Origin of the sequence: Methylomonas sp. EFPC1 (genome assembly GCF_016925515.1) — a bacterium.
In the GTDB taxonomy this organism is placed as follows: Bacteria; Pseudomonadota; Gammaproteobacteria; order Methylococcales; family Methylomonadaceae; genus Methylomonas; species Methylomonas defluvii.
Genome location: NZ_CP070494.1, coordinates 3,907,892 through 3,934,151, shown reverse-complemented (window position 1 = coordinate 3,934,151; position 26,260 = coordinate 3,907,892). Strand labels below are relative to the sequence as shown.

Below are 26,260 nucleotides of genomic sequence, written 5' to 3'. Positions count from 1 at the left end.
CGCCAATGTCGATATTGATATTATGTTTCCGCGCACAGATTCCGAAAATAATGCCATGAGGCTATCTGGTCGGATTGTCGTTTAGGGTGGGTCCGGATTAATCGGCTTGATCGACTTTGATCAGAATGCGTAAAGCATTTTGCCGGGTGCTGTGGTTGAAACTGTTGAAGCCGTGATTGTCGGATTGTTCAGTGTCGGTGTTGCCGGCAATTTCCACCCATTCGCCGAGATTGGCGCGTAAAGTGGTGTGAGCGGATTGGGTTTCGATGTGGCCGTTGCGCTGAAAGCTATCCGACCACGGTTCTATATCGAGAGTGACCTGGTTGCCGGCCAAGCGCGGCGTAACAGCGAAGCCGGTACTGGCTTCAATCATCTGGGTATTGCTGCTTACCGCGGAGCCGTAACCATAACCCGAGTCGTATACGCTGTAATTTTGCACCGGCCGGACCTGTCCGGTTTTGATATGGGCCGCCTGGCCTTCCAGGGTGCGTAATTGTTGGTGTTGTTGCCGGTTTCGCAAGTCTTCGCTGTTGCCCATCATGCCGCGCATCTGAATCCTATTCGGCGTTGCGGCAATGGCCGCTTCTGCGTTCAATTCGGCTGCGGTTTTGCTACTGGTTTGCAAGACGCTGATGACTAAATTGCTGAGCCGGGCGTCGAGTTTTTGAATGACGGCCCGGATTTCGCCGAGTTTGGCGGGATTGGTTTTAACGATCAGACTGGCGCCGTTCTCGATGACGCGATCATCGGCATCCAGCAGCGGTGCCAGTAAAGTGCGTACGTCGGAGGCCGGACGGTTCATCAGGGGGATGACTTCTATCACCGATTCGTCGGCAAGCGCGAGGCCGGCTATCAACATCAAGCCGGCCAAGCAGGTTTTAGATCTCATTGTAAAGCGCGAGATATTGATTCGCACTGTTTTGCCAGGAGAAATCCTTGAGCATCGCGTTACGTTGAATTTTCTTCCAGACCGGTCGGTTGTGGAATAACACCAGGCTGCGTTTGATGGCTTCTATCAGCGCGGCCGCCGACGCATCGTTAAAAGAGATGCCGCTGGCGGTGCCGTTGGCAATACTTTCCGGCAGTGCGTCGACTACCGTATCTGCCAAGCCGCCGGTCTTTCTGACGATAGGTATCGTGCCATAGCATTGGCTATACATTTGGTTTAAGCCGCAAGGTTCGAAGCGCGAAGGCATCAGGAAGATGTCGGCGCCGGCTTCGATTTGATGCGCCAAGCGTTCGTCGTAGCCTATGGTGATGGATACTTTTTCCGGATATAAGCGGGCAAATTCCTGCAGGCGGTATTCGATGCTTTTATCGCCGCTGCCCAGTAAGGCAAATTGCAAGGGTAGGGTGGTCATCTCTTGCAAACAGCTCAGCACCAGATCGATACCTTTTTGCTCGACCAAGCGGCCAATCAAACCAAACAAAGGAGTTTCCGATTCCACCGGCAAGCCCAGTTGTTGTTGGAGTGCTGCTTTATTGATTTGCTTGTCTTTTAGCGTGTCGACGTTGAAAGGCTTCGCGATATAGGCGTCGTTCGCCGGATTCCAGACCGACACATCAATGCCGTTCAGAATGCCGCGTAACTGGCTTTGTTTATGCGCCAACAAGCCTTCCAAGCCGTAACCGAATTCAGGGGTCTGGATTTCCTGGGCATAAGTGGGGCTCACCGTGGTAATACGGTCGGAATAGCTCAACCCGCCCTTGATAAAGGACAGCATGCCGTGGAATTCCAGACCGTCCGGGTGGAGTAATTGCCCCGGCAGATTTAACTGGGCGTAGGTGCTGCCGGGAAACAGTCCTTGGTAGGCCATGTTGTGAATGGTAAAAATCGTCGCCGGCGGGTTGGGTTCCAATGACAGCAGTGCAGGTACCAAGCCGGTTTGCCAATCGTTGCAATGCACAATGTCGGCGTGCCAGTCTAAATAAGCCCGGTTGGTGGCCACTTCGACGATGATGCGGCAAAACAGCGCAAAGCGCTCACCAATGTTCGGCCAGGGGCGTCCGGCTTCATCAAGGTATGGGTTACCCGGAAAATTAAAGAACGGCGGATAATCCACCAGCCAGACGATGACATCACTGTCCGGCAAGCGGGTTTCCAGTAGGTTAACGTCGCAATTGTTGACTCGCACCGTGCATAGGTAACGGCCGGGTTCGCAGTTCTTGATGCCCTGGTAATTGGGCATGATGATGCGCACGTCCTGGCCCAACGCGGCCAGGGCCAGAGGCAGGCTGCCGGCGACATCCGCCAGGCCGCCGGTCTTGATCAAGGGGTGGGTTTCGCTGCTCGCGAACAGAATTTTTTTCATGTTGATAAAACTACATTTTCAAAATAATACCGGCCAGGGGCGGCAAGGTGACGGAAATGGAGTGGTCTTGGTTCATCCAGGGTTGCGGTTCTGACAACACGGAGCCGTTGCCAAGGTTGCTGCCGTCGTAATATTGAGAATCGGAATTGAAAATCTCGTAATAGGTGCCGGGATTGGGTACGCCGATTCGGTAACTTTCGCGCGGCACCGGGGTAAAGTTCAGGATCACGATCAAATCTTCATGCGCCGATTTGCGGCGATAACTAATGATGGATTGTTGATAGTCATGGCAATCGATCCATTCGAACCCGTGATGATCAAAGTCGTAACGGTGCAGGGCGGTATGGCTGGAATAGAGTTTATTCAAGTCTTTCACCAGGGTTTGCAAGCCTTTGTGATGCGGGTAATCTAAAACATACCAATCCAACGTGCGGTTACAGCTCCACTCGGTGCCTTGACCGAATTCGCAGCCCATGAACAACAATTTTTTGCCCGGATAAGTAAACATCATCGTGTACAGCAGGCGCAAATTGGCAAAGCGTTGCCATTCATCGCCCGGCATCTTATTCAACATCGAGCCTTTGCCGTGTACCACTTCGTCGTGCGAGAACGGCAGCACAAAGTTTTCTGTGAATGCGTAAAGCAGGCCGAAAGTCAGCGAATCATGATGGTATGAGCGGTGGATCGGTTGTTCCTGCATGTAATGCAGAATGTCGTGCATCCAGCCCATGTTCCACTTCATCGAGAAGCCCAAGCCACCGGTCCAGGTGGGGCGAGTGACTTGCGGCCAGGAAGTAGATTCCTCGGCCATGATCACCGTGCCGGGATGCTGCTCGTGGGTGACGGTATTCATCTGACGCAGGAAGTCGATGGCTTCCAGGTTTTCGTTACCGCCGTACATGTTCGGGATCCAGTCGTTGGCGTCTCGCGAGTAGTCCAGATACAGCATCGACGCCACAGCATCGACCCGCAGGCCGTCGAGGTGGAATTCCTCCAGCCAGAAGAAGGCGCTGGACAGCAGGAAGTTTTTCACTTCGTTGCGGCTGTAGTTGTAAATCAAGGTGCCCCAGTCGCGGTGCTCACCCTTACGCGGGTCTTCGTGTTCGTAAAGCGGCGTGCCGTCGAAGCGGCCCAGAGCGAAGTTGTCTTTTGGAAAGTGGGCGGGCACCCAATCCAAAATCACGCCGATGCCGTTTTGATGACAATGGTCGACAAAATAACGGAAATCGTCCGGCGTGCCGTGGCGGCTGGTCGGCGCAAAATAACCGGTGGTTTGATAACCCCAGGAAATGTCCAGTGGATGTTCGGTAACCGGCAATAACTCGATATGAGTAAACCCCAGCTCCTTCACGTAGTCCACCAATTGCTCGGCAAGCTCGCGATAATTCAGGAAATTGCCGCGATGGTCGCGTCGCCAGGAGCCCAGGTGTACCTCGTAAATCGACATTGGCTGATGCAGCCAGTCGTGCTGCGGACGGTGGTCCATCCAGCTACCGTCTTGCCAGGTATAGCTGTCTTCTACTGTGACTATCGCGGCGGTTTGCGGACGGAATTCGAATTGCTGGCCGTAAGGGTCGGTTTTGACTAGCAGTTGGCCGGTATGGCGATTCAGAATTTCAAACTTGTACAAGCAGCCGGCAGACAGGCCGGGAATGAAAATTTCCCAGATACCGCTACTACCCAAGCTGCGCATCGGATGGCAGCGGCCGTCCCAGCGATTGAAATCGCCGATCACGCTGACCCGCTGTGCGTTCGGCGCCCAAACCGCAAAATGTACGCCGGGAATATCGGCCACGCTGTGCAGGTGCGAACCAAGCTTTTTGTAAATATGCCAATGCCGACCCTCGGCAAACAAATGTTGGTCGAACTCCGGCAGCACCGGGCCGAAGCAATATGGGTCGTAGTGTTGATGGTCGTAGCCGTCCTTGTCCGTCCAAAATAATGGGTAATGCTCGGGGATGGCTTCGTTGCCCGGATGGTATTCGAAAAAATCGGTGTCGGGAATGCGAGAGAATTCTGGGCCTTTGGGACTGCTGATTCTTACGGTTTCCGCATAGGGCAAATACACTCTGATGACATTATCGCGGCCTTGACCATGACGGCCTAGCAGGGCGAAAGGATCGTGATGCTTTGCTTCGGTGAGTTTGATTAGTTCTGAATCAAGCGTGTTGGTTTTGCTTGGCTTGTTCATTTTGCAATGCCTCAGTTATAGTTAGTTATCGGTTGGCAGGAATAGCAATTTTGGTAATGACCGACTTTTCAGCATCAAATCGCTTGAGTTTTTACTTTTCCGTGAAGAGTAACGATAATGGCTCTACGCGGCAAGTGGCAGGTAGAGAAATCTGTGAAATGTCGGTTGCAGCCGGTTTTGGGCGGTAAAGCTTATTTAATTGAAAGAGGATACACATGTCAGTCGTCGATACACATCAAACGGAGAGACGGGTCAATGATTTAACCCGCAACACCATTGCGTTAATTCTGGCTGGCGGACGCGGATCGCGGCTGAAGGATATGACCGACTGGCGGGCCAAGCCGGCGGTGCCGTTTGGCGGTAAATTCCGTATCATCGACTTTCCTCTATCCAACTGTATCAACTCCGACATTCGCAAGATCGGTATCCTTACCCAGTATAAAGCGGATTCGCTAATTCGCCACATCCAGCAGGGTTGGGGTTTTTTGCGCGGCGAGTTTGGTGAATATGTCGACTTGATGCCCGCGCAACAACGGCATGACGAACATTCCTGGTACCAAGGCACCGCTGACGCGATTTACCAAAACATCGACATCCTGCGGGCCCGTAATCCTGAGTTTGTATTGGTATTGGCCGGCGATCACATTTACAAGATGGACTATTCGGTGATGCTGGCCGATCACGTTGCCAATAAGGCCGATCTGACTATAGGTTGTATCGAAGTCTCGCTGGAAGACGCCAAAGCGTTCGGTGTGATGCACGTGGATGAAAATCGCCGGGTGAAGGCGTTTGTCGAAAAGCCCGAAAATCCACCCGTCATGCCCGGCCGCGAAAACACTGCGCTGGCTTCCATGGGTATTTATATTTTCAATGCCGGTTTCTTGTTCGAACAACTGATCAAAGATGCCGACACCAAAGGCTCCAGCCGTGATTTTGGCAAGGACATCATTCCGTCGGTGATCGAAAAATACCGGGTCAACGCCTATCCGTTCCTCGATTTGCAAAGCGGCCAGCAAAGCTACTGGCGCGATGTGGGAACCATTGATGCCTATTGGGCGGCCAATATGGAATTGGTCGGTGTAAAACCAGATATGAATTTGTACGACAATACTTGGCCGATCTGGACCTATCAAGCGCAAACGCCACCGGCTAAATTTGTGTTTGACGATGACGATAGACGCGGCCAGGCTATCGACTCCATGGTCTCCGGCGGTTGCGTGATTTCCGGCGCCACAGTGCGCCACTCCTTACTGTTCTCTATGGTGCGTGTTAACTCCTACAGCTCGGTGCAGGATTCAGTGATTTTGCCCGAAGTGAATGTCGGTAGACATTGCCGGATTACCAAAGCCATCATCGAAAAGGGTTGTCAAATACCGGAAGGTACCGTGATCGGCGAGGACCGGGCGGAAGACGAAAAACGTTTTCACGTCAGCGAGGGCGGTGTGGTGTTGGTGACATCCGATATGCTGGGACAAAGACGGAATTATGTCCGATAAAAAGCTTAAGCTGGTGCTCTGCTGGCACATGCACCAGCCTGAGTACCGCGACATGCAGAGCGGGGAATTCAAGCTGCCGTGGACCTATCTGCATGTGATCAAGGATTATGTGGATATGGTCGCGCATCTGGAAGCCGTGCCGGGGGCTAAAGCGGTGGTGAATTTTGCTCCTATCCTATTGGAGCAGATCGAAGATTATTCCAACCAAGTCAACGGCTATTTGCACGATAGAATTGCCATCAAGGACCCTCTGTTGGCTGCTTTGGTCGAACCTTCGGTTTCCGCCGATCCGGAAAAGCGCTTAAAGTTGTTACGCGATTGCCGAAAAGCCAACCGGGAGCGGCAGATCGAACGCTATCCGGCTTTTCGTAAGCTAACCAATATGGCAGACTGGATTGAAGCTCACCAGGACTCGGTCAATTACCTGAATGCGCAATTTATTTCCGACATTTTGGTCTGGTATCACTTGGTCTGGATGGGCGAGACGGTCAAACTCAACGATAACCGCGTCAAACGCTTAATCGAAAAAGGCAGCGGGTTTAGTCTGCATGACAGGATCGAGATTGTTGAAATTATTCGCGATCTGTTGTCGAAAGTTATCTACCGCTATAAGGCTTTGGCTAGAAAAGGCCGCATCGAACTGTCGGTGACGCCTTATGCGCACCCCATCATGCCGTTGATGCTCGAGATAGACAGTGCCCGCGAGGCAATGCCTGGCGTAACCTTGCCGGGTATTAGTCATTACCCCGGTGGTGAAGAGCGCGTGCGTTGGCATTTGCAAAAAGGCTTAGCGACCTTTCGGCATTTTTTCGGTTTCGAACCGCAAGGGTGCTGGCCGTCCGAGGGCAGTATCAGTCAGCGGACCCTGGAAGTGTTAGCTGATTTTGGTTTCAAATGGGCCGCCAGTGGCGGTAATGTCTTGCATAACAGCATACGCGCCAGCGCGCTTGGCGATGCGGTTGCTGTGCATCGCCCCTTTAAGCTGGGTTCTGCGGAGATCGCCTGTTTTTTTCGCGACGACGGCTTGTCGGATTTAATCGGATTTGAATATTCAAAATGGCATGCTGATGATGCGGTGGCCGATCTGATTCAGCACTTGGAAAATATCGCCGATTATGAGCCACAGACGCCCCTGGTTTCGATAATCATGGATGGCGAAAATGCCTGGGAATATTTTCCGGATAACGGGTATCATTTTCTTAGTGCGCTGTATAAGCGGCTTAGCGAACACCCTCGTATCGAATTAACCACTTTTTCTGACTATCTGGATAGTGCCGCTCCCCAGTCTGGGTCCTTGCCGAAATTGGTGGCCGGTAGTTGGGTGTATGGTACGTTTTCGACCTGGATCGGCGATGCCGATAAGAACTGCGGCTGGGAGATGTTGGCTGATGTCAAAAACGCTTTCGACAAAGCGGTCGCCAACGGCAAACTCTCCGAGCAACAACTGGCTGCCGCTCAACTGCAATTGGGTGTCTGCGAGGGGTCGGATTGGTTTTGGTGGTTCGGTGATTATAATCCCGGCGAAGCGGTCAGCGATTTTGAAAAACAGTATCGGCTTAATTTGAGCAATCTCTATCGTTTGCTGGGCGAAGAGCCGCCGCCGTATCTGGCTTTGTCGTTTACGCAAGGCAGCGGTAGCCCGGCGATGGGTGGCGCAATGCGACGCGGTATTCAAATATAATAAAACGGAATAAACAACATGGGTGCTCTCTTGGATAAACGCCGCGCAGGTGTTTTGTTACATATAACATCGCTCCCGGGCCGTGGAGAGTGTGGTGATTTGGGTAAGGAAGCCTTCAATTTTGTTAATTTTCTGCACGATATAGGTGCTACCGTCTGGCAGACCTTGCCGCTGGGCATGACGCATGGCGACGGTTCACCTTACCAGTGCTTGTCGGCACATGCCGGCAATCCTGCCCTGATTAACATTCAATGGCTAGCCGATAAGGGTTGGCTGCAAACTACCGACCGTTGCGGCGATTGCCATACCAACGCCGAATACACCAAAAGTTGTTTGGTAACTAAAGCCTTTTACGGTTTTCAAAGCTTGGCTGATGCCGAGCAGCAGCACGATTTTAAACAGTTTTGCGTGGAAAAGGCCGATTGGCTGGATGACTTTGCCTTGTTTATCGCTTTGCGTAATGTGTTTGGACATAAAAGTTGGAATCAATGGCCGGACGCGCTGAAGCAACGCGAGCCGGGCGCATTGAATGAATCAAAGCAGTTATTGAAGGCTGTGATCGAAACGATCAAATTCGAGCAGTATGTGTTTTTCCGGCAATGGCACGAGTTGAAAGATTACGCCGCCAAGCATGGCGTACTGATGTTTGGCGATATTCCGATCTTTGTATCGTACGACAGTGCCGATGTTTGGGCGAACCGGGCGGTCTTCAAGCTTAACGATTTGGGCGAAATGGATGTCGTGGCCGGCGTGCCGCCCGATTATTTTTCTGAGAACGGTCAGCGTTGGGGGAACCCGCACTATGACTGGAAATATTTGCAGAAAACCGGTTTTAAATGGTGGTTGGATAGAATCAAATCCCAGTACGAAATGTTCGATATTTTGCGAATCGATCATTTTCGCGGCTTAGAGGCGGCATGGGAGATTCCGGCCAGCGAGCACACCGCCATCAACGGGCGTTGGGTTAAAGCGCCGGGTGCGGAATTGCTGGCGGCTATTCAGGAGCAATTTGCCTCGCTATCCTTGGTGGCAGAAGATCTTGGGATTATTACTGAAGAAGTAGAAGCTTTGCGCGACGATTTCGATTTGCCGGGGATGAAGATTTTGCAGTTTGCTTTCGGCGACGATAGTCGCAATCCTTATTTGCCCTGCAATTACCAGAAAAATAGCGTGGTTTACACCGGTACCCACGATAACGATACCACGCTGGGCTGGTTCGAAGGGCTTAATGACGGCGAGAAACAGCGTATATACGATTATCTTGGCTGGTCTAGCCTACCTATGCCCAGCGCCTTGATTCATGCCGCGTTAGGCTCGGTTGCCAATCTGGCGGTGATTCCGATGCAGGATATTCTGAAGTTGGGATCACCCGATAGAATGAACACGCCAGGCACAACCGAAGGAAATTGGCGCTGGCGGTTCGATTGGTCGCAATTGACCGATGATAAAGCCGGACATTTTGCGCATCTGGTGAGATTGTTCGGGCGCTAGGCTTTAATAACGTTTCAATCGTCGTCTTTTTTGCCGGTGTCTGCCGGGATCGGCAATACAGCGATGTCGTAACTTGCGATGATGGCCTGGATTTTATCCAGGTTTTTGTCGATCAAATCATTCAGTTGTTGCTTACGTTTGTTGTCGCCTTGGCGCATGCCCATGGCTATTGAAAAATCAAACTTTAAGCCCGGTGAAGATTGCATAGGTATAGCAATATAACTGCCTTTTGCGGCTTGCGATTGCACATATCCAGCCATAGGTCCCCAAAGTATCACCATGTCTATTTTTTTGGCACGTAAGTCTTTTTCGATTTGCATAGCGGTGTTGTGTTCGCTGTCTCCGGTCATGCTTTGGTAGGGAATTCCCTGCTCCAGCAAGCCGTTTTTTTGCAGCCATTCGGTACCTGGACCGCGGTCGAACATTGCTATTTTCAGCTTTTCCTGCCTGTCCAATGGGAGATTGGCTAGTTGTGTGCTGTTTTTAATATCGTCCCAGCCACGGCCTTTGGCAATCAGCAGCACATAAGTCGAGTGGAAGTAGGGTTTGCTGGTATCGGTAAGATCGTAGCCCGCTGGCACGCCCATCACTACATCGCATTTAAAGCCTTCGCCGTTATCGTTCTCGGCTTTCAGTGTGTTGCGGATGAAGCCGATTCTTTCCGGTAGCCAGGTGTATTCCAGTTCCTGTCCTAACTGTTCGGCAAATAGGGCGGCGATTTTGTTTTCGTAGCCGGTTTGTTCTTTGGTGGAATAAGGCGGGTTTAACGGGTCGGCGCAAACCCGGAATTTATCTTGGGCATTCACGGAAATAGTGGCTACCGCCAAGGTCGCCGTCATTAACAATCTTGAGGCGGTTGAGAACATTTTCATCGCAGTTTCCTTTTAGCTGGGGTCTATACGTAAAAAAGCCTTGGCCGATTACTCGGCCAAGGCTTGCTTTACTGAAATCTAATGACTTAGATCTTAGTTAGGCAGAGCGAACACAGTCAGTGTACCACCCAATTTGGTGTAAGAGCTCAAGCTTCTGTAAGCACCTACCGCGCCCAAACCTTCTGAGCTAGATGCAGATGTACCGTCGTCGATACCGGCAGCGATACCGATACCAGCCCAGCCACCAATACCAGACAGAACGCCTACGTATTGTTTGCCTTCAAATTCCCAGGTATTGACGTTACCGATGATGCCTGATGGGGTTTTGAATTTGTACAATTCTTTACCGGTTTTAGCATCAACTGCTTTCAGGTAGCCTTCCAGGGTGCCGTAGAATACGACGCCGCCAGCTGTAGCAACCGAACCTGACCATACAGAGAATTGTTCTTTGTTAGACCAAGCGATTTTGCCGGTTTTGGCGTCATACGCAGTGAATTGACCCAAGTTGGTGGTGCCGTCTTTTTTACCTGTCAGCACATCGGCGCCGGCAGGCATCATAGACAGCGTGGCACCTACATAAGGTTGGCCAGCAGTGTATGAAACTTCAAACGGTTCGTACTCCATGCACAAGTGGTTGCCTGAAATATAGAACAGGCCGGTTTGTGGAGAGTAAGAAACTGGTTGTTGGTTTTTAGAACCCAACGCCGCAGGGCAGGTGCCTACAGTGTTAACGTCTTCACCGTTGTGCTCTGTAGAAAACTCAGGCACAACTTCAGGACGGCCTGATTTCAGGTCGACATGAGATGCCCAGTTGACGGATTTGTCGAATTTTTCAGCAACCAACAGTTCACCGGTTTCGCGGTCCAGAGTGTAACCGAAGCCGTTACGGTCGAAATGCACGATGGTTTTATGCATTTTGCCTTTCACTTCTTGGTCAACCAGAACGGTTTCGTTGATACCGTCATAGTCCCACTCGTCATGTGGAGTCATTTGGTAAACCCATTTAACTTCACCGGTGTCGGCGTCACGTGCCCACAAAGACATAGACCATTTGTTGTCGCCTGGACGTTGTACAGGGTTCCAGGTCGATGGGTTGCCTGAGCCGTAGTAAACCAAGTTCAGTTTAGGATCGTAAGAATACCAACCCCAAGTGGTGCCGCCGCCGATTTTCCATTGGTCGCCTTTCCAGGTGCTGGTGCCTGAGTCAGCGCCAACAGGTGTGACTTTGCCGTTTTCCCAAGTAGTGGATTTACCTGGTTTCAACAGGGTGTCTTTATCAGGACCCATGCTGTAGCCTTTCCATTCCAGTTGACCGGTACGGATGTTGTAAGCAGCCAAAAAGCCGCGAACACCAAACTCACCGCCGGAAATACCGGTAATGACTTTGTCTTTAACAACCAATGGTGCGTTGGTGTTGGTCATACCCAATTTTGGGTCGCCGTTTTGAACACTCCATACGCGCTTACCGGTTTTGGCATCCAGTGCAGTCAGTACGGTGTCTGATTGTTGCAGGAAGATTTTGCCGTCGCCGTAAGCCAAACCGCGGTTAACGGTATCGCAGCACATTACTGGGATGGTGACGTCAGCGTCCATGGTTGGGGTAAATTCCCAGATGACTGCTTTAGTTTTTTGGTCGATCGCGTAAACGGTGTTTGGGAACGGGGTGTGGATGAACATGACGCCGTTAACAACCAAAGGGCCGCCTTCATGACCACGCAAAACACCTGTAGAAAAAGACCAGGCTGGTTGCAGGTTTTTAACGTTTTGAGCGTTGATTTGCGACAGCTTGCTGTAACGTGTGCCGGCGTAATCTCCGCCCCATGTAGCCCAGTTGGCTGGGTCTTGTGTCAGTTTTTCAACATCGCTGTTAGCGGTAGAGACAGTTGGTGCAGCAAGTAAAGTCGCTACAGTCGAAGCAAGCAGCCAGTTTTTTACAGGCTTCTTCATATGTTTCCTCCTGGTAATCTGTTGATGAGACAGAGTACGGTTTTGTGTTGTTAAGACTAATATTAGTTTTAAAGCTCTATTTGGATGACTGCCCTTTAGGGCTTGTTCGGCTATAACCGAGCGCAGAGGGAGAGCCACACCAAGCGCGTAAATTGAAGGATTTTTTCCTAAAAGTCAACCGGAAAAACTCTCCCGGGATGGCGGGGAAACAATAATCTCAAGTCTTATAATGCCTTAGGATTTCTCGGCGATTCGGCTATATGGAAAAACAGACACCCAGGCCGCCCAAGCCACAGTAACCGGACGGGTTTTTAGCCAGATACTGTTGATGATCTTCCTCGGCATAATAAAAAGTCGGAGCATTGCGGATTTCGGTGGTGATTGCTGGAAAGCCGGCGGCTGTTAATTTCGCTTGGTATTGTTGTTGGCTTGCCAAGGCTGCTTGATATTGGTCGTCCTGGCAGTAAATAACTGACCGGTATTGGGTGCCGACATCGTTGCCTTGGCGCATGCCTTGCGTTGGATTGTGCGATTCCCAAAATATTGCCAGTAAATCTTCATAAGTAATGACGGCTGGATCGAACACCACCAACACCACTTCGGCGTGGCCGGTCATGCCGGTGCAAATTTCCTGATAAGTCGGGTTGGGCGTAAAGCCGCCAGCATAGCCCACTGCGGTTGTGAATACGCCGGCTTGTTGCCAGAATTTACGCTCGGCGCCCCAGAAACAACCCATGCCGAACACGGCTTGTCGCAGATGCGCCGGAAACGGCGGATGGATAGGATGGCCGTTGACGGCGTGAAATAGGCCGCTGTCTATGGCTTGCTGACGTCCCGGTAAGGCTTGGTCGGCGCTGGGCATGGCGGTTTTTTTGAATAGAAAAGACATGAGTGCATCCCGAGGTCGAATGATGAGGGTGTGCGGATTATAATCTCCGCTTATTCAAGAGGATTCCACTAAATCATGAAACAACAAGATTGCTTACGCCGCTTTATTTTCGAGGAACACGGAGTTCGTGGCGAATGGGTGCGGCTGGAACAAAGTTGGCAGCAAGCCAAACAATATCAACATTTAGTCAATGATGCCGTCGATGCGCAAATGGGACAAGCCTTGGCGGCGGTGGTGTTGTTGTCGGCAACCATCAAGTTTAAAGGCGCGATGATCATGCAGATTCAGGGCGGCGGCGATCTGAAAGCCCTGGTAGCGCAATCCAGCAACGAACGGCAAATCAGAGGCTTGGTGCGCAGTGAGGCCACTGTTGCCGGCGCAAATTTGCTGGACATGCTAGGTGAGGGCGGCCGGCTGGTATTGACCGTGGAATCGGAGAATGCCGAACCGTATCAAGGCATCGTCGGTGTGGAGGCGGAAACGCTGGCGGATGTGTTGAGAACCTATTTCACCCAGTCCGAGCAACTCGATACCCGTTTGTGGCTGTTTGCTAATCAAACCCATGCGGCCGGCCTGTTCATCCAGGAGTTACCGAGTAGCAATCAGAACAAAGCCGACTGGGAACGCATCGAAATATTGGCGAATACCGTTACCGCCGACGAACTGTTGAGTCTGGATTGCGAGGACTTATTGCACCGTTTATTTCATCAAGAAAAGGTCAGGATTTACGACCCGGAACCGGTGGAATTTAAATGCAATTGCTCCCGGCAAAAAATCGGCGGCACTTTAGTCGCATTGGGGCGGTCAGAGTTGGAGGCGATTTTGCAGGAACGCGACGACATCGAAGTCGATTGCCAATTTTGCGGAGCGCAATACCACTTTGACAAGGTTGATGTGGAGAACCTGCTGACCAATCCGGCAGCCGAAACTGATAATCACTCGCCTACCCGGCACTGAGGGGGCTATGACTAAAATTAACCGCTTTTTTCGCCTGTCTCTGGCTTTTGTATTACTCAGCAGCATGACAGGTTGTTTGCACTGGTTGCACGCCTACCAGACTTATTTGCAAATGGACGAGTTTGATCGTTATTTTGCGGTGACATCTAAAGAAGATTTCACCGTGCATTTTAAGCAACCCAAACTGCTCAGCGAAGATTTTGTGTCGCTGGCTAAGTTGCATGCCAGTAGCGAAGAGCATACCGGGGACGGCAAACGCTGGCGCTATTGGTTTCGTAAGATCGACAAAGACAGCAAGCTGATTGCGCCGGAAATCAGTTTTTATCTGGATCTGGCCTTTAACAAGGAAGATAAAATCACTGACTGGACTTTCTCCAACCTATTCTTACAAATCGCTCCGCCGGAGTTTTTGGAGGCTTCATTTCGTTCGCTGGGCGGTGCGGAAATCAACGAAGAGAAAAAACAGTTAAGAGCGAAGGCTGATCAAATGGAGAAAATCGCCGCGCTGCTGCCAAAAAAAGCCACGGTGATCAAACAATTGGGCGAGCCGCTGGAAATCACCGATGAAGAAAAACAGGAAGTGTATCTTTACCATTTTCGGCTGGATGCCAAGGATATCGAAGAAGGTTACGAGGACAGAGCTTTGAGCGAAGTCAGGTTGATGTTCGATAAAACCACCTCCGAATTGATCAAGATGTCCGGCCGCTTTGCCGGCTTAAAAATATCGATCAATTACAGGAATTTTCAGGAAGAAGACGATAAAAAAGTGGCGGGTATGTGAGCTAGAACGGCAGGCATAAAAAAGCCCACATAAAGTGGGCTTCGTCCGGTGTTATTTTTTATATTGATTGGACGCCTACCGTTGTACGGCAGGTTAATTTCTTGCGTTTATTGTTGTTCTTATACCGGATTAACGGTCGCCTATCCCCCCCTCATTTAACGGTCATGATCCTTTCGAATCATCTGCGTTTCGCTGAAAGTGGGCGCATTCTATTGGATTAAAATACTGCTGTCCACAAAAAAGTGTGACAATTTGTCGCATATTGATTTTGTGGGCATTGTGCCTGGTTTCTCCTCGGCGTGAGCGAATGACCGAATCGTCTGATTATTGACGCTTTAGAGAGCTAATTGCTTGTCCAGCCAGCGGTTTTAACGAGTTGTGCTCGCCTTGACTAAGTGGGATCGCAAGGTAACTTCTCCCGAGTGGTGCTGGTGATGTTCAGGTTTAGGTCGGGAGATAGCTAAATTTGACTTATTAGTGCCACTGCGAACAAATGACGGTATTTTTACTTTGCTGCCGGCTAAATCTCGAGCCGTTTGAATACCGTGCAGTATTGCCTTATAGGCTCTTGCCTGTCAGCGCTGGGTCCAGCCGGAAGCCGTTTCTACAAATTGTCCCGGTGCCGCTTGGCCTATCACTTTCTGAGCGGTCAGTCGACCCACTTCCTCCACAGCAACGCCGTTTTTAGCGGCTATGCGTTGATATTCCGCCAGGCGTTGGGCGTTAATGCTTTCAACCAGGGCTTTTATCTCGGCCGATGCATCGGGTTTGACTAGGCCCAAGAAACCGTTCATTTGTTCGCCCACCAGCCCTGCCGATTTTGCCTGGGCTAGATCGGTGGCGTTGACCGGCAGGGCGGTCAGATATAAGCCCAGAAACAAAGGCGCCAAAATTGATAGCAAATTTTTGTTATTCATCACTCGCTCCTTTAAAACAAGCCTTTTTGGCTGGAAAGCAATTCGTCTACGTCTTTTTCCACTTTCAGACGGATTTCGTGTTCGATTTTGACGTTCATATTGATCTCAATCGGTTTGTCCGGCGCTTCCAACCTGACGGAGGGCGAACACCCCGTCAGGTAGATACTGCCGCAAAAGATGGCCGCGCTGCTTGCAGCTTTCCAGTTCATTGATTCCTCCGGTCCGCCGGCGGCGGTTTGGGTGGTTGATCCCCGCTTGGGGGCTTGGGCGATGCTCCTGCATCGGCCGGTTTGGCGATAGCCTGTTCCAGAATGGTCCGTTCCAAATCGCCGGCTAAAATACCTTTTTGTAGCAACTCGGGTAGCTGGCCGCTGATATTTAGGTTAAACGCCAGCGGATGGCCGGACAATACTTCCGGGTTATTGCCTTCCAGGCGTAAGCCCAGGTGATAGTCGCCGTTTGGGCGATAATTTACCTTGGCTTGCAGATTCCGGTAAACCAGGTTTTTGAGAGCCTTAAAGGCGATATTCTGACTATCGGCCGGTCCCATATAGCGTAACACACCCGGCTGTGTGCCGCTGAGGCTGCCGTCTTGCACATCTATGGCCCCCGCCGACAACTGCAACGGTAGTTCGCCGTCTATTGAGCCGGTTCCGGAAATATTCGGATAATGCAGGCTTATTAAAAGTTGCGACAGATCGATGTCATGCAGTCGTAAAGTCAGCAGTATCGGCGTTTGCTCCAGCGGTATTTTGTCCGGTTTCAATTCCATGATGCCGCCGAATATTGCCAGATTGGCTTGGCTTAGTGTCAGTTCCTGATCGAGATAGCGGGCCTTGATACTAAGATTTTGCGCTATTAAGTCTTTACCTAATCCCAGCGTAGGTATCTCGGCAGACAAGTCCAAGGCGCGATCCGCCAGCTCCGGAATGTTCAGTTCCACCTTGCCGTTCTCGATTTTCGCCGCGCCGGCCGTCAAGGCCAAATCGGCGATAATCAATTGTGCCGTTCCGGAAACATCTTGTTTGCTTGGCCGATGCAGTTTTAGATTTCCGTGTGCCTTGCCGCCGGCAACCGTCCAACTGGCCGCCATGGCCGGTAACCAGGGCTTGATTAAATCGAATGCCTCGCTGGCGGCCATGTCCAGGCGGCCGTTCATATCGATTGTTTGCTTGTTCGTCATCGACAAATCCATAGCCAGCAGAGACTGTTTATCTTTTGTCAGAAAGGCTTCAGCTTGCAGCGTGGCAAAGTTGTCCGGCGTACTGGCGCTTGCACTGAGCTGCGTGGCGCTTAGTAGCGGGCTTAATTTGGCTAAGTCGTATGACTGGGTTTTTGCTCGCAAAGTCTGCGGTATCAGTAAGCTGTTGTTAAGCCACTCGATCAGCGACAGCGCGCCGGCATTTAGGTTGATTTGCTTGGCGGGGCTATCCAGTTGTTTGGCATTCAGTTCGAATATACTGCCACTCGGTAGCCGTTGGACCTTGAGTTTGGCTGCGCTAAAACCGGGATCTATTTTTAGGTGAATGGATTGTTGGGCATCCTGAAACGTTGCCTCGAAGGAATCGGCCCCACTACGCATAAGCTCCGCTTGACCGGTGAAGCTGCTCAAGCCCCAAGGTGTGTCGATGTCTATTTCCAGTTTCGCTATGCTCAATCGATCCAGCGGTAAACTGATGGGGGTGTTTTCCGATGTCTGTGTCGAGGCTTGGTCGGTAGGGCGGTAGTTAAAATTCAGCGCGGCGTGGCCGATGCTGACATTGTTCATAGTTCGTTTGTCCAGATCGTAATCGGTTGAAACATCCTGCATCGCAACCGATAAGTTGCCAGCCGGTGTGGCGAGGCCGAAGCTGATTTCAGCCAGCTTGGCTTGCTTGGCATCAAACGACAGCCCCGACAGCGAGGGTGAGCTTAGCGAGGTTTGTTTCAGCGCCTGTTGCAGTAGTAACTCCAGCAGAACTGAACGCTGCCACCATAGGGCCAGGCAAAATAACCCAAGCATCAGCAGCGTAATAGCCATCTTGCGCCGCCATGAGCCGCGCTGCTGTAAAGCATTTGTGGTGGCAGGCAAGTTCATAGCCTGCCGTAGCCGGTCTGTTGGGTGACTAACCAGTACACGGCAGCTGGGAGTTTGGGACGATAGACACGCAAAATCGGCTGCCCTCAGCCCAAACGCTCGATAAAGGCATCGACTTGCTCCGCCTGCGTCGCAAAACTGGTGACCAAACGCACCAATACTTCCTGGTCGGCTACCAGGCCAGGGTTTGCGCGCGGCGGATTCCAGGGGTAAAACGCCGCCCCTTGTTGTTGCAAGCGGTCCGCGTGCGCTTGGTCTAGCACGGCAAACACCTCATTGGCTTCTGCATGCCAGGCCAGGCGGGCGTTTTTTGAGTGGGCAATGCCGTTTTGCAAACGCCACGCCATCGCGTTGGCGTGGCAGGCGAGATTCAGCCAAAGTCCGTCGTCTAAATACGCTTCAAACTGACAGGCGATAAATCGGCTTTTAGATACCAACTGCGCGGCGCGCTTGCGGATAAACGGTAAATCTTTGGCCTGTGCCGGATTCATAAACACCAAGGCTTCAGCGCACCAGCAGCCATTTTTGGTGGCGCCGAAAGACACAATATCTATTCCTAGCTTCCAGCTCATTTCCGCAGGCGTTAACCCCAGCGAGACTAGCGCATTGGCAAAGCGCGCGCCGTCCATGTGCAAGGGTAAGCCGTAAGTTTGGGCAATGTCGGCAATCGCGGCAATTTCCTCCGGTTGATAAAGCGTGCCGATCTCGGTGGCCTGAGTGATGGAAATGGCCATCGGTTGCCCGGCATGCACAAAATTAGGCGGGAAACGCTCGATTTCCGCTTTCAGATTTTCCGGATCGATTTTGCCGTTGTCGCCGTCCACCGGTGCTAAGCGTGCGCCATGCGTGAAAAACTCCGGTGCGCCGCATTCGTCTTCCAGCATGTGTGCTTCTCGATGGCAAAACGAGACGCCGCCCGGACGGTTGACGGCCGCCAGCGCCAGCGAATTGGCGGCTGTGCCGGTACTGACGAAATAGACGGCGACTTCCCGTTCGAATAGCTCGTTAAACTGTTGCTCGATTTTGCGATCCAGCGCGCTGGCGCCATAGGGGGCCGAAAAGCCTGCGGAGGCTGCCAACAAACGTTGGGAAATGGCCGGATGAGCGCCGGCCCAGTTATCGGATGCAAAATTCATGGTTGCTATCATGGCGGTGATGTTTAATGTATGGGCTATACGACGGTATGAACTATACCAACGATACCGCAACCCGACACGCGAGCCTGGCTTTCGTTCGGCGTATTCCCGGAAAATAGCAATCTTTTAAGGCACTCTCCACCCATGCAAAATACCATTCGCGATCTCGTGCTTCAGGCGACCGGTGCCGATGATGCATTTCAACTTGAAACCATTCAAAGTCTGTGGAGCGGCTACGGCTATATCTTGCGCTATGGCTTAAGCGGCTGCGACAGCGCTAGCGTGATCGTCAAACACGTAAAACTGTCGGCACAAAGTCTGCAAACGCCCGGTTCCAATGAAGACCTGTCGCATCGGCGCAAAGTCCGCTCTTATCAGATAGAGGCGGCCTGGTACCAAAGCTGGGCCAAACGTTGCGATGCGGATTGCCGAGTCCCGGCGTGTTTAGCTTTCGAAATGTTCGGTGAGGATATAGTCATGGTCTTGGAAGATCTGCATCCGGTGGGGTTTCCGCAACGCCGCTCGCGGGCCGGGGAACGGGAGATACGCACATGTTTAAATTGGCTGGCCAATTTCCATGCCACGTTTATCGGTGAAAAACCCAGTGGTTTGTGGCCCACCGGCACTTATTGGCATCTGCAAACCCGGCCCAACGAATGGGAGGCCTTGCAGGATATTGTCTTGAAAAATGCCGCGCCGATGATTGATCAAAAACTGCGCGATACGCCTTATCAAACCTTTGTGCACGGCGATGCCAAATTGGCCAATTTTTGTTTTTCGGCGGACGGCAGTCGGGTCGCGGCAGTGGATTTTCAATATGTCGGCGGCGGTTGCGGAATCAAGGATGTCGCGTATTTTATCGATAGCTGTTTGGGCCAGGAAGAATGTCAACGCCGAGAGAGCGAATTGCTGGATATTTATTTTCAGGCTTTGCAACAGGCGTTGCGGCGTCAACAAAAACCCGTCGATGCCGATGCGGTCGAACGTGATTGGCGGGCACTTTATCCAGTAGCTTGGACCGATTTTCACCGCTTTTTAAAAGGCTGGAGTCCCGGCTATTGGTCCCCCAACAGCTATAGTGAACGGCTGGCGCGGCAAGTCATCGCCCAATTATAAAATTACCAGGAGAACCGATGCGCTTGTCAACGGACGATCTGTATTTACTCGGCCAGTGTGCCATCTCCGCGGCGATGCAGGCCGGACAATTGATTGCCAAGTCTGCGCATACTGCGGTTGTTGTAAACAGCAAAGACGGCGGCGCCAGTCTGGCTGCTCGGGTAGTGACGGAAATCGATCATTTGAGTCAGGAGATTATTCTGCAAACCTTGCGGCCGATCTGCGCCAGATACGATTTGGCCTTATTGTCGGAAGAAAGTCCAGATGACGGCGCGCGTCTGCAACACGACTATTTCTGGTGTATCGATCCTTTAGACGGCACCTTGCCGTTTATCGAAGGCGTGCCGGGTTATTCGGTGTCCATCGCCTTGGTATCGCGCGCCGGAGAGGCGCTGATTGGCGTCGTTTACGATCCCTTAACTCATACGCTCTATCGGGCGATCAAAGGCCAAGGCGCTTGGCAAAACCAACACGCTTTTAAGCCGGCACCGCCTGCGCAAGTCGTGACATTCATTACCGATAAAAGCTTTGCCCAAGATCCGCTGTATCACGCTACGCAGGCCGCATTGCAGCACATAGCTGTTGAGTTGGGCTATGCCGGGGCCAAGCTGCGTTTGCAAGGCGGCGCGGCCTTAAATGCCTGCCAAGCGCTGACTGAGGCGCCGGCGTGTTATTTCAAATTTCCTAAGCCGGATAACGGCGGCGGTAGCGTGTGGGATTACGCGGCCACCGCCTGTTTGTTCCAGGAAGCCGGCGCGCCGGTCAGCGATATACGCGGTAATGTGCTGGTATTAAATCCGAACGGCTCGACGTTTATGAATCATTGCGGCGTGTTGTATGGTTCCGATCAGGCTGTCGTCGAACGCATAATTGGGCTTTACCAGCAGTTACGGCAGGGATAAGCGAACAAGTTGCCCGTATTATGGCTTGCTAGTGAATGAGGCCCGATAGACGCAAGGTTTTGAATCTATCGGGTATTGATGGTGGGTTCGGTCTTTTTCAGCAGGGAAACAAATCCTGGAAGTGGCGCTTATAAAATCGGTTTTTGGAGCGGGCTTTCAAAAATGCGGCAAACAGGTGTTCGGGCACGTGGCAAAAATCCTGAGCTTGCCGGTCTTTGAACGACACCCGCAGTTTATGGGTTTGTTCGTCGTAGCCGATCACGTCGATGGTGCTGGATTTAACTGATTGCATTTGCATAGTAGCCTCCGGGAATTTCATGCTAAAACTGTGTCGGTGAGGCATGGCTAAATACGAATAGTTCAATCGGCAATTACTTATCAAGACTGCGTAAAACTATAGCTTCCCTAATTTTTCAATCACTCGTTTGGAGACATAACGATGCAAACTGTTTTAATCACCGGCGCCAATCGCGGCTTGGGTCTGGAGTTTTGCCGGCAATATGCCGCAGCCGATTACCAGGTCATCGCGGCCTGCCGCAAGCCGGACCAGGCCGAACATTTGGCGGCGCTTGCCAAACAATACTCGCACATTCAAATCGAGACACTGGATGTAGCGGATTTCAATCAAATCGATGCATTGGCAAGCAAACTAGCCGACTGCAAAATCGACGTGCTGCTGAATAATGCCGGTGTTTATGGCGATCAAGCCGGTCGCGGTTTGGGGCAACTGGATTATCAAACCTGGGAAAACGTGCTGGCGGTCAACGTGATGGCGCCACTTAAATTGGCCGAAGCCTTCCTGCCGCAGGTGCAGCGTGGCGACAAACGCTTGATCGTGGCCTTGAGCAGCTTGATGGGGAGCATGACCGACAATACCAGCGGCGGCAGCATCCTGTACCGCTCCAGCAAGGCCGCTTTGAATGCGGCATTGAAGAGCCTGTCCATCGATTTGCGGCCTTCGTCCATCGGCGTATTGATTCTGCATCCGGGTTGGGTCAGAACCGATATGGGCGGACCGAACGGCCTGATTGACGTTGAAGAAAGCGTATCTGGCATGCGTAAGGTGATAGCCAATTTCAGCTTGGCCGATAGCGGCAGCTTTGTTAAGTACGATGGCTCGGCATTGCCTTGGTAAGCTTTTTGGCTTCTAAGTTTTCGCGTCTTAAATAAGTCAGTATCAGAACCACTGCTTAGGTCTGCATAAGCGGTGCGTATACCCCCTCAAGCTAATGCTCATTAGCGATAAAAATATCGAATCGAAACGTTATTGCTTGCATAAAAATTTCGATTCGATATTATTTGTTCGGCTGCCGATACGATCTTCCAATACATCGGTTGCTTAAGTGCGACGCCTAAGAATCGCATCGTTTACATCGCAACGACACAAGAGGAGGGGTTTATGCAGACTCCCAACAAATTGCTGCTGGAAAACAAAGCCTGGTCAGAAGCCATGACCGGTAAACAGCCCGATTACTTCATCAATATGGCCAAGGAGCAACATCCGGAATTTTTATGGATAGGTTGTTCCGACAGCCGCGTGCCGGTCGATACCATCGTTCATGCCCAACCCGGCGAAATATTCGTGCACCGCAATATCGCCAATCAAGTCATCACCACCGATTTTAACGGTTTAAGCGTGCTGCAGTACGCGATTAACGCCTTAAAGGTCAAGCATGTGATCGTCTGCGGCCATTATGGCTGCGGTGGCGTGGAAGCCGCTTTGCGCCAGCAACGCGGTGATTTGGCGATTGCCAACAAGTGGTTGACGCACATTAAGGAAGTGTATCGCTTGCACCAAGACGAACTGGACAATTTACAGCCCGAACGCAAACTCAACAAATTGATCGAGTGGAATGTCATCGAACAAGTGCAACGTCTGGCCCACACCTCTATCGTGCAATCGGCCTGGAAGTCCGGCCAAAAAGTCAGTTTGCGCGGCTGGGTATACGGTTTGCACGACGGTTTGCTGAATGAATTGATACACATCGACGCCACGTCGCCGATTCACAACATCTACCAATATGCCCATTAAGGCTCCCAGTTATCCGCACGGAGACCGTCTATGAAAATGCAGTTTAATGATTACCTGAAATATTTTCGTCAGGATTTTTCGGCCAGCATTGTGGTATTTCTGGTGGCCTTACCCTTGTGTTTGGGGGTGGCGTTGGCGTCCGGCGCACCCTTATTCGCCGGGGTTATCGCCGGCATGATCGGCGGTATCGTTGTGTCCTTGTGCAGCGGTTCGCAGCTCAGTGTCTCCGGCCCCGCGGCTGGCCTGACGGTCATCGTTTTCAACGCCATCGAAACCTTGGGCAATTACAAGGCTTTTTTGTTGAGCCTGATGTTTGCCGGGATTTTCCAAATGCTGTTTGGTTTCCTTCGGGCCGGGGCGATTGCCGCGTTTTTCCCTACCGCGGTGATCAAAGGTATGTTGGCGGCTATCGGTATGATCCTGATCATCAAGCAAACCCCGCACGCCACCGGTTACGATGAGGGCTACGCGGCGGACGAGAGTTATATGCCGGATACCGCCGGTTCCAGCTTCATCGAGTTTACCCACTCACTGCACGGCATTTCGCCCGGCGCGACTCTGGTGGCTGGCGTGGCTTTATTGATCCTGATTTTTTGGGAAAGCGCGTTCATCAAACAATTTAATGCCTTGCGGATGATTCCCGGGCCGTTGTTGGCGGTGATTTGGGGCGTGTCTTTCAATGCCTGGGCCTTGGCTGCGGCACCTGAATGGTCCATCGGCGTCAAGTATCTGGTGTCTTTACCGGAACTTGGCTCCACCAGCAATTTTGTTAACCAGTTGCGCTTGCCGGATTTCAGCTATCTCGGCAATCCCAAGATATACAGCATCGCGCTCACCCTGGCCATCATCGCTAGCCTGGAGACCCTGCTAAGCGTCGAAGCGGTGGATAAGCTCGATCCGCATAAACGGGTTTCGCCGACCAATCGCGAATTGAAAGCTCAGGGCCTGGGCAACCTGCTCAGCGGTTTGATAGGCGGCTTGCCGATCACAGCCGTGATTGTGCGCAGCTCGGCTAACATCAATGCTGGCGGCCAAACCCGGGTATCCAGCTTTTTCCACGGCGTGCTGTTATTGATCAGCGTATTGTTTTTCGCGCATTTTCTGAACATGATCCCATTAGCCTGTCTGGCGGCAATCTTGTTGCAAACCGGTTACAAGCTGGCGAAGCCGGCCATGTTTGTGGAGTTTTACCAAAAAGGTCTGAATCAATTTGTGCCGTTTGCGATTACTGTGTTCGCGATTTTATTTACCGACTTGTTGGAAGGTATCGCGATTGGCATGGTGTGCGGTATTTTTTTCGTGTTGCGGGCCAACTTCCACGCGGCTATCACCTTAACCCAGCATGGGCCCAACTATTTGCTGAGGCTGCACAAGGACGTGTCTTTTTTAAACAAAGCCTTGCTTCGTAACTATCTTGCCGGTATCGCCGACGATAGCGAATTGATCATTGACGGCGGCAAAGCCCTGTTTATCGATCACGATATTCTGGAAACGCTGAGCGATTTCCTGCAAGCGGCACCGGATCGCAATATCCAAGTGGAATTACAAGGTTTGGCCTTGGAGTCTAGATTGCTTGAGCAGGAAGCCGTTTTCATGCCCCGCTTGGCTGCGGCGGGGCATTAGCGGGACACGTTCATAGGATCTTTGACACGCGGGCTTTGCATCAATCCAGCAAGATGCAAAGCCTTGCGCTCGGCGGATCCGATGCCTTACGAACTATTAAACCGCTTGCTGTTTTCTTTGCGTGATGCCGGCCAGTCCCAGGGCTGAAGCAAACAGCCAGACGGCTCCCGGCAACGGTACTACGGCAGCAGTTATGTGATAGGTGTAGCCTGCTTTTATGTTATCTACCGCCGCGAAGCCATCAATGCTTATCGATTGACCATTCAGTGTTCCGGACCAAGACGATGGGTTTGGGTTGGGATTGGTTACGCAAGTGCCGCCAGGAATGCTTGAGCAAACATCAGGGACGATCAAGGTTTGAAATGCGGTATCACTGGTCATCGCGCTAAAAAAGCTGGGAAAATCGAAGTTATGGGTGGCGCCGTTTAGCGTGACATGGGCGTTGGTAAACAAAATCCTGTTGGTGGTTTCGCTGTTTGCCGTACTTTGATAGTGTTCGACGTCAAATGAACCGGAGACGCTGAACGGTCCGAAATTCTCGGCAGGTTCGTCACCATTAGTACCGATCACTATGAAAGACGGCTGGTAAGTTGCCGAACTTGCGGTGCTGTCAATGACGTAGTGAGTCGTTGCGGTCTTGATAAAATCCGAGCCGGCAACCACGGTTGCTTGCGCCGAACTGATCGCCAGCACGCCGCCTAACAGAACGATACCGCGTGAAATAGCCAAAGATCTAAACATGAATTTTCCTTAAATTGTTGAAATGACAGGCTTCCTAACCATGCGTTAGGCGGCGGCGATTCTATAGGCACAGGTAATTTCAGTCAAACAAATAAGCTATGCGGCTAGGCGGTTTTGCCGTTTCCCCAGTTGCCGATTATGTCTCATGCAAAGTCTTTTAAATGCGTTTCCAAGAAATCGATAAACACCCGGGTCTTGGTCGGCATCAAACGCCGACCTGGGAACACCAACCAAGCCGTGGTTTGCGGCAAACACCATTCCGGCAGCACGCGCACCAGTTCCTGATTAGGCATGTAAGTGCTGGCGTAAGAATCCGGCGCGGCGACGATGCCTTGATCCTGCATTGCCAGTTTGACCAATAATTCCGGCGAGTTGGCTTGGATGCGTATCGGCGGCATGCCCAGCCATTCTTGTTCGCCTCTGCTCAAGCGCCAGACCGGCGCTTCCCGATTGCCGGCCAACAGGCTGAGGGCATCGTGTTCCAACAATTCTTCCGGGTGCTCAGGTGTGCCGCGCTTATGTAAATAAGCGTGGGAAGCATATAAGCCCCAGGTTTGCAGATTCAGACGCTTGGCCGTCAACGTCGCATCATCCGGCAAATCACCCATCCGAATCGCCAGATCGAAACTCTCGCTGAGTAAATCCACTCGTCGCGCGGATAGATCAATTTCCAGGGTTATGGCCGGGTAGCTGTTGCTGAATTCTGCCAGCAGCGGCGCCAAAAACAGATTGGCGAAGTCGTTGGGCATCGAGATACGCAATACGCCGCTGGGCTGGATTTGCCTATGCTGAGCCAAGGCCATCGCCGCTTCGATTTCCTCGCTGACCTGCCGGCCGTGTTGTAACAAGCGCAGTCCAAATTCGGTCAAATTCAGTTGCCGGGTGGTGCGTTGCAGCAAGCGCTCGCCCAGTTGTTTTTCCAGATTGCTGATGCGCCGTGACAAGGTTGACTTAGGCAAACCCAGCAATTCGCCGGCTTTGGAAAAACTGCCGGCATCGGCAATTTTGGCGAATAGCCACAGGTCGTTAGGTTCTATCTGCATTATTGTTCCTCCAGTGGAACAATGTTATCCATTTTCCGGTCTTCTGCCCAATATTA

23 protein-coding genes are annotated in these 26,260 nt (G+C 51.7%); 10 read left to right on the top strand and 13 right to left on the bottom strand.

What is annotated here, in order from left to right; all coding sequences use genetic code 11:
• Positions 1 to 97 precede the first annotated feature (97 nt).
• Genes JWZ98_RS17940 through glgB form a run of 3 tightly spaced genes read right to left on the bottom strand, consistent with a single transcriptional unit; the run spans position 98 to position 4,503 of the window.
• Positions 98 to 889: a type II and III secretion system protein gene (locus JWZ98_RS17940; protein ID WP_205451251.1), complete on the bottom strand. Its 792-nt coding sequence runs from the start codon at positions 887 to 889 to the stop codon at positions 98 to 100.
• On the bottom strand, positions 879 to 2,312 hold the full coding sequence (gene glgA, locus JWZ98_RS17935) for a glycogen synthase GlgA (RefSeq protein WP_205451250.1): 1,434 nt from the start codon (positions 2,310 to 2,312) through the stop codon (positions 879 to 881). The genes JWZ98_RS17940 and glgA overlap by 11 nt, the downstream gene beginning before the upstream one ends.
• Positions 2,313 to 2,322: 10 nt before the next feature.
• Positions 2,323 to 4,503, bottom strand: coding sequence for a 1,4-alpha-glucan branching protein GlgB (glgB, locus tag JWZ98_RS17930; RefSeq protein WP_205451249.1), 2,181 nt, complete (start codon positions 4,501 to 4,503; stop codon positions 2,323 to 2,325).
• A 215-nt stretch (positions 4,504 to 4,718) separates the two neighbouring features.
• Here glgB and glgC point away from each other — a divergent pair, with 215 nt between their 5' ends.
• From glgC to malQ, 3 genes are read left to right on the top strand one after another with little or no spacing between them, the layout of a single operon-like run.
• Positions 4,719 to 5,999, top strand: a complete 1,281-nt coding sequence (gene glgC, locus JWZ98_RS17925) for a glucose-1-phosphate adenylyltransferase (RefSeq protein WP_033158346.1) — start codon at positions 4,719 to 4,721, stop codon at positions 5,997 to 5,999.
• Positions 5,989 to 7,680: a glycoside hydrolase family 57 protein gene (locus JWZ98_RS17920; protein ID WP_205451248.1), complete on the top strand. Its 1,692-nt coding sequence runs from the start codon at positions 5,989 to 5,991 to the stop codon at positions 7,678 to 7,680. Before glgC ends, JWZ98_RS17920 begins: the two co-directional genes overlap by 11 nt.
• 18 nt (positions 7,681 to 7,698) lie before the next feature.
• Entirely contained in the window at positions 7,699 to 9,171 is a 1,473-nt protein-coding gene (malQ, locus tag JWZ98_RS17915; RefSeq protein ID WP_101054575.1) for a 4-alpha-glucanotransferase, read from the top strand.
• Between the two features lie 14 nt (positions 9,172 to 9,185).
• Here malQ and JWZ98_RS17910 read toward each other — a convergent pair whose 3' ends face one another.
• The 3 genes from JWZ98_RS17910 to msrA form a co-directional block, all read right to left on the bottom strand.
• Positions 9,186 to 10,043 (bottom strand): quinoprotein dehydrogenase-associated putative ABC transporter substrate-binding protein, encoded by an 858-nt coding sequence (locus JWZ98_RS17910; protein ID WP_205451247.1) that lies wholly within the window; start codon positions 10,041 to 10,043, stop codon positions 9,186 to 9,188.
• Between the two features lie 93 nt (positions 10,044 to 10,136).
• Positions 10,137 to 11,990, bottom strand: a complete 1,854-nt coding sequence (locus tag JWZ98_RS17905) for a methanol/ethanol family PQQ-dependent dehydrogenase (RefSeq protein WP_026603486.1) — start codon at positions 11,988 to 11,990, stop codon at positions 10,137 to 10,139.
• 256 nt (positions 11,991 to 12,246) lie between these two features.
• Entirely contained in the window at positions 12,247 to 12,879 is a 633-nt protein-coding gene (msrA, locus tag JWZ98_RS17900; RefSeq protein ID WP_205451246.1) for a peptide-methionine (S)-S-oxide reductase MsrA, read from the bottom strand.
• Positions 12,880 to 12,954: 75 nt separating this feature from the next.
• On the opposite strand from msrA, the gene hslO reads away from it, so the two are divergent.
• Both hslO and JWZ98_RS17890 read left to right on the top strand, forming a co-directional pair.
• On the top strand, positions 12,955 to 13,836 hold the full coding sequence (gene hslO, locus JWZ98_RS17895) for an Hsp33 family molecular chaperone HslO (protein WP_205451245.1): 882 nt from the start codon (positions 12,955 to 12,957) through the stop codon (positions 13,834 to 13,836).
• Positions 13,837 to 13,843: 7 nt separating this feature from the next.
• Complete coding sequence (locus JWZ98_RS17890) at positions 13,844 to 14,617, top strand: hypothetical protein (protein WP_033158353.1); 774 nt, start codon at positions 13,844 to 13,846, stop codon at positions 14,615 to 14,617.
• A 575-nt stretch (positions 14,618 to 15,192) separates the two neighbouring features.
• On the opposite strand, the gene JWZ98_RS17885 is transcribed toward JWZ98_RS17890, so the two are convergent.
• The 4 genes from JWZ98_RS17885 to JWZ98_RS17870 all read right to left on the bottom strand — a co-directional run bounded on the left by JWZ98_RS17885 (position 15,193) and on the right by JWZ98_RS17870 (position 18,747).
• Positions 15,193 to 15,534: a YdbL family protein gene (locus tag JWZ98_RS17885; protein WP_171694325.1), complete on the bottom strand. Its 342-nt coding sequence runs from the start codon at positions 15,532 to 15,534 to the stop codon at positions 15,193 to 15,195.
• Positions 15,535 to 15,545: 11 nt separating this feature from the next.
• Positions 15,546 to 15,743, bottom strand: a complete 198-nt coding sequence (locus JWZ98_RS17880) for a YnbE family lipoprotein (protein ID WP_205451244.1) — start codon at positions 15,741 to 15,743, stop codon at positions 15,546 to 15,548.
• Positions 15,740 to 17,605 (bottom strand): YdbH domain-containing protein, encoded by a 1,866-nt coding sequence (locus tag JWZ98_RS17875; RefSeq protein ID WP_205451243.1) that lies wholly within the window; start codon positions 17,603 to 17,605, stop codon positions 15,740 to 15,742. Before JWZ98_RS17875 ends, JWZ98_RS17880 begins: the two co-directional genes overlap by 4 nt.
• A 92-nt stretch (positions 17,606 to 17,697) precedes the next feature.
• Positions 17,698 to 18,747, bottom strand: a complete 1,050-nt coding sequence (locus tag JWZ98_RS17870) for a low specificity L-threonine aldolase (RefSeq protein ID WP_205451242.1) — start codon at positions 18,745 to 18,747, stop codon at positions 17,698 to 17,700.
• A 144-nt stretch (positions 18,748 to 18,891) separates the two neighbouring features.
• Here JWZ98_RS17870 and JWZ98_RS17865 point away from each other — a divergent pair, with 144 nt between their 5' ends.
• Both JWZ98_RS17865 and JWZ98_RS17860 read left to right on the top strand, forming a co-directional pair.
• Positions 18,892 to 19,863, top strand: coding sequence for an oxidoreductase family protein (locus JWZ98_RS17865; RefSeq protein WP_033158357.1), 972 nt, complete (start codon positions 18,892 to 18,894; stop codon positions 19,861 to 19,863).
• Between the two features lie 17 nt (positions 19,864 to 19,880).
• Positions 19,881 to 20,765 (top strand): inositol monophosphatase, encoded by an 885-nt coding sequence (locus JWZ98_RS17860; protein ID WP_033158358.1) that lies wholly within the window; start codon positions 19,881 to 19,883, stop codon positions 20,763 to 20,765.
• A gap of 97 nt (positions 20,766 to 20,862) precedes the next feature.
• On the opposite strand, the gene JWZ98_RS17855 is transcribed toward JWZ98_RS17860, so the two are convergent.
• Positions 20,863 to 21,063 (bottom strand): KTSC domain-containing protein, encoded by a 201-nt coding sequence (locus JWZ98_RS17855; protein ID WP_033158359.1) that lies wholly within the window; start codon positions 21,061 to 21,063, stop codon positions 20,863 to 20,865.
• A gap of 141 nt (positions 21,064 to 21,204) precedes the next feature.
• Here JWZ98_RS17855 and JWZ98_RS17850 point away from each other — a divergent pair, with 141 nt between their 5' ends.
• The 3 genes from JWZ98_RS17850 (at position 21,205) to JWZ98_RS17840 (ending at position 24,420) form a co-directional block, all read left to right on the top strand.
• Positions 21,205 to 21,900, top strand: coding sequence for an SDR family oxidoreductase (locus tag JWZ98_RS17850; protein ID WP_033158360.1), 696 nt, complete (start codon positions 21,205 to 21,207; stop codon positions 21,898 to 21,900).
• A gap of 264 nt (positions 21,901 to 22,164) precedes the next feature.
• Positions 22,165 to 22,797 carry a carbonic anhydrase gene (locus JWZ98_RS17845; RefSeq protein WP_171694331.1) on the top strand — a complete coding sequence of 211 codons (633 nt, stop codon included), beginning with the start codon at positions 22,165 to 22,167 and terminating at the stop codon, positions 22,795 to 22,797.
• 30 nt (positions 22,798 to 22,827) lie between these two features.
• Positions 22,828 to 24,420, top strand: a complete 1,593-nt coding sequence (locus JWZ98_RS17840) for a SulP family inorganic anion transporter (protein ID WP_205451241.1) — start codon at positions 22,828 to 22,830, stop codon at positions 24,418 to 24,420.
• 96 nt (positions 24,421 to 24,516) lie between these two features.
• Here JWZ98_RS17840 and JWZ98_RS17835 read toward each other — a convergent pair whose 3' ends face one another.
• Together JWZ98_RS17835 and JWZ98_RS17830 are read right to left on the bottom strand one after the other, a co-directional pair.
• Positions 24,517 to 25,161: a hypothetical protein gene (locus tag JWZ98_RS17835; RefSeq protein WP_205451240.1), complete on the bottom strand. Its 645-nt coding sequence runs from the start codon at positions 25,159 to 25,161 to the stop codon at positions 24,517 to 24,519.
• Positions 25,162 to 25,304: 143 nt separating this feature from the next.
• Positions 25,305 to 26,204: a LysR family transcriptional regulator gene (locus JWZ98_RS17830; RefSeq protein ID WP_205451239.1), complete on the bottom strand. Its 900-nt coding sequence runs from the start codon at positions 26,202 to 26,204 to the stop codon at positions 25,305 to 25,307.
• Positions 26,205 to 26,260: the final 56 nt, after the last annotated feature.

Bases quoted from the DNA above. Each gene is read 5' to 3' on its own strand.
- JWZ98_RS17940 (WP_205451251.1), bottom strand. From the start codon at position 889: ATGAGATCTAAAACCTGCTTGGCCGGCTTGATGTTGATAGCCGGCCTC.
- glgA (WP_205451250.1), bottom strand. From the start codon at position 2,312: ATGAAAAAAATTCTGTTCGCGAGCAGCGAAACCCACCCCTTGATCAAG.
- glgB (WP_205451249.1), bottom strand. From the start codon at position 4,503: ATGAACAAGCCAAGCAAAACCAACACGCTTGATTCAGAACTAATCAAA.
- glgC (WP_033158346.1), top strand. From the start codon at position 4,719: ATGTCAGTCGTCGATACACATCAAACGGAGAGACGGGTCAATGATTTA.
- JWZ98_RS17920 (WP_205451248.1), top strand. From the start codon at position 5,989: ATGTCCGATAAAAAGCTTAAGCTGGTGCTCTGCTGGCACATGCACCAG.
- malQ (WP_101054575.1), top strand. From the start codon at position 7,699: ATGGGTGCTCTCTTGGATAAACGCCGCGCAGGTGTTTTGTTACATATA.
- JWZ98_RS17910 (WP_205451247.1), bottom strand. From the start codon at position 10,043: ATGAAAATGTTCTCAACCGCCTCAAGATTGTTAATGACGGCGACCTTG.
- JWZ98_RS17905 (WP_026603486.1), bottom strand. From the start codon at position 11,990: ATGAAGAAGCCTGTAAAAAACTGGCTGCTTGCTTCGACTGTAGCGACT.
- msrA (WP_205451246.1), bottom strand. From the start codon at position 12,879: ATGTCTTTTCTATTCAAAAAAACCGCCATGCCCAGCGCCGACCAAGCC.
- hslO (WP_205451245.1), top strand. From the start codon at position 12,955: ATGAAACAACAAGATTGCTTACGCCGCTTTATTTTCGAGGAACACGGA.
- JWZ98_RS17890 (WP_033158353.1), top strand. From the start codon at position 13,844: ATGACTAAAATTAACCGCTTTTTTCGCCTGTCTCTGGCTTTTGTATTA.
- JWZ98_RS17885 (WP_171694325.1), bottom strand. From the start codon at position 15,534: ATGAATAACAAAAATTTGCTATCAATTTTGGCGCCTTTGTTTCTGGGC.
- JWZ98_RS17880 (WP_205451244.1), bottom strand. From the start codon at position 15,743: ATGAACTGGAAAGCTGCAAGCAGCGCGGCCATCTTTTGCGGCAGTATC.
- JWZ98_RS17870 (WP_205451242.1), bottom strand. From the start codon at position 18,747: ATGAATTTTGCATCCGATAACTGGGCCGGCGCTCATCCGGCCATTTCC.
- JWZ98_RS17865 (WP_033158357.1), top strand. From the start codon at position 18,892: ATGCAAAATACCATTCGCGATCTCGTGCTTCAGGCGACCGGTGCCGAT.
- JWZ98_RS17860 (WP_033158358.1), top strand. From the start codon at position 19,881: ATGCGCTTGTCAACGGACGATCTGTATTTACTCGGCCAGTGTGCCATC.
- JWZ98_RS17855 (WP_033158359.1), bottom strand. From the start codon at position 21,063: ATGCAAATGCAATCAGTTAAATCCAGCACCATCGACGTGATCGGCTAC.
- JWZ98_RS17850 (WP_033158360.1), top strand. From the start codon at position 21,205: ATGCAAACTGTTTTAATCACCGGCGCCAATCGCGGCTTGGGTCTGGAG.
- JWZ98_RS17845 (WP_171694331.1), top strand. From the start codon at position 22,165: ATGCAGACTCCCAACAAATTGCTGCTGGAAAACAAAGCCTGGTCAGAA.
- JWZ98_RS17840 (WP_205451241.1), top strand. From the start codon at position 22,828: ATGAAAATGCAGTTTAATGATTACCTGAAATATTTTCGTCAGGATTTT.
- JWZ98_RS17835 (WP_205451240.1), bottom strand. From the start codon at position 25,161: ATGTTTAGATCTTTGGCTATTTCACGCGGTATCGTTCTGTTAGGCGGC.
- JWZ98_RS17830 (WP_205451239.1), bottom strand. From the start codon at position 26,204: ATGCAGATAGAACCTAACGACCTGTGGCTATTCGCCAAAATTGCCGAT.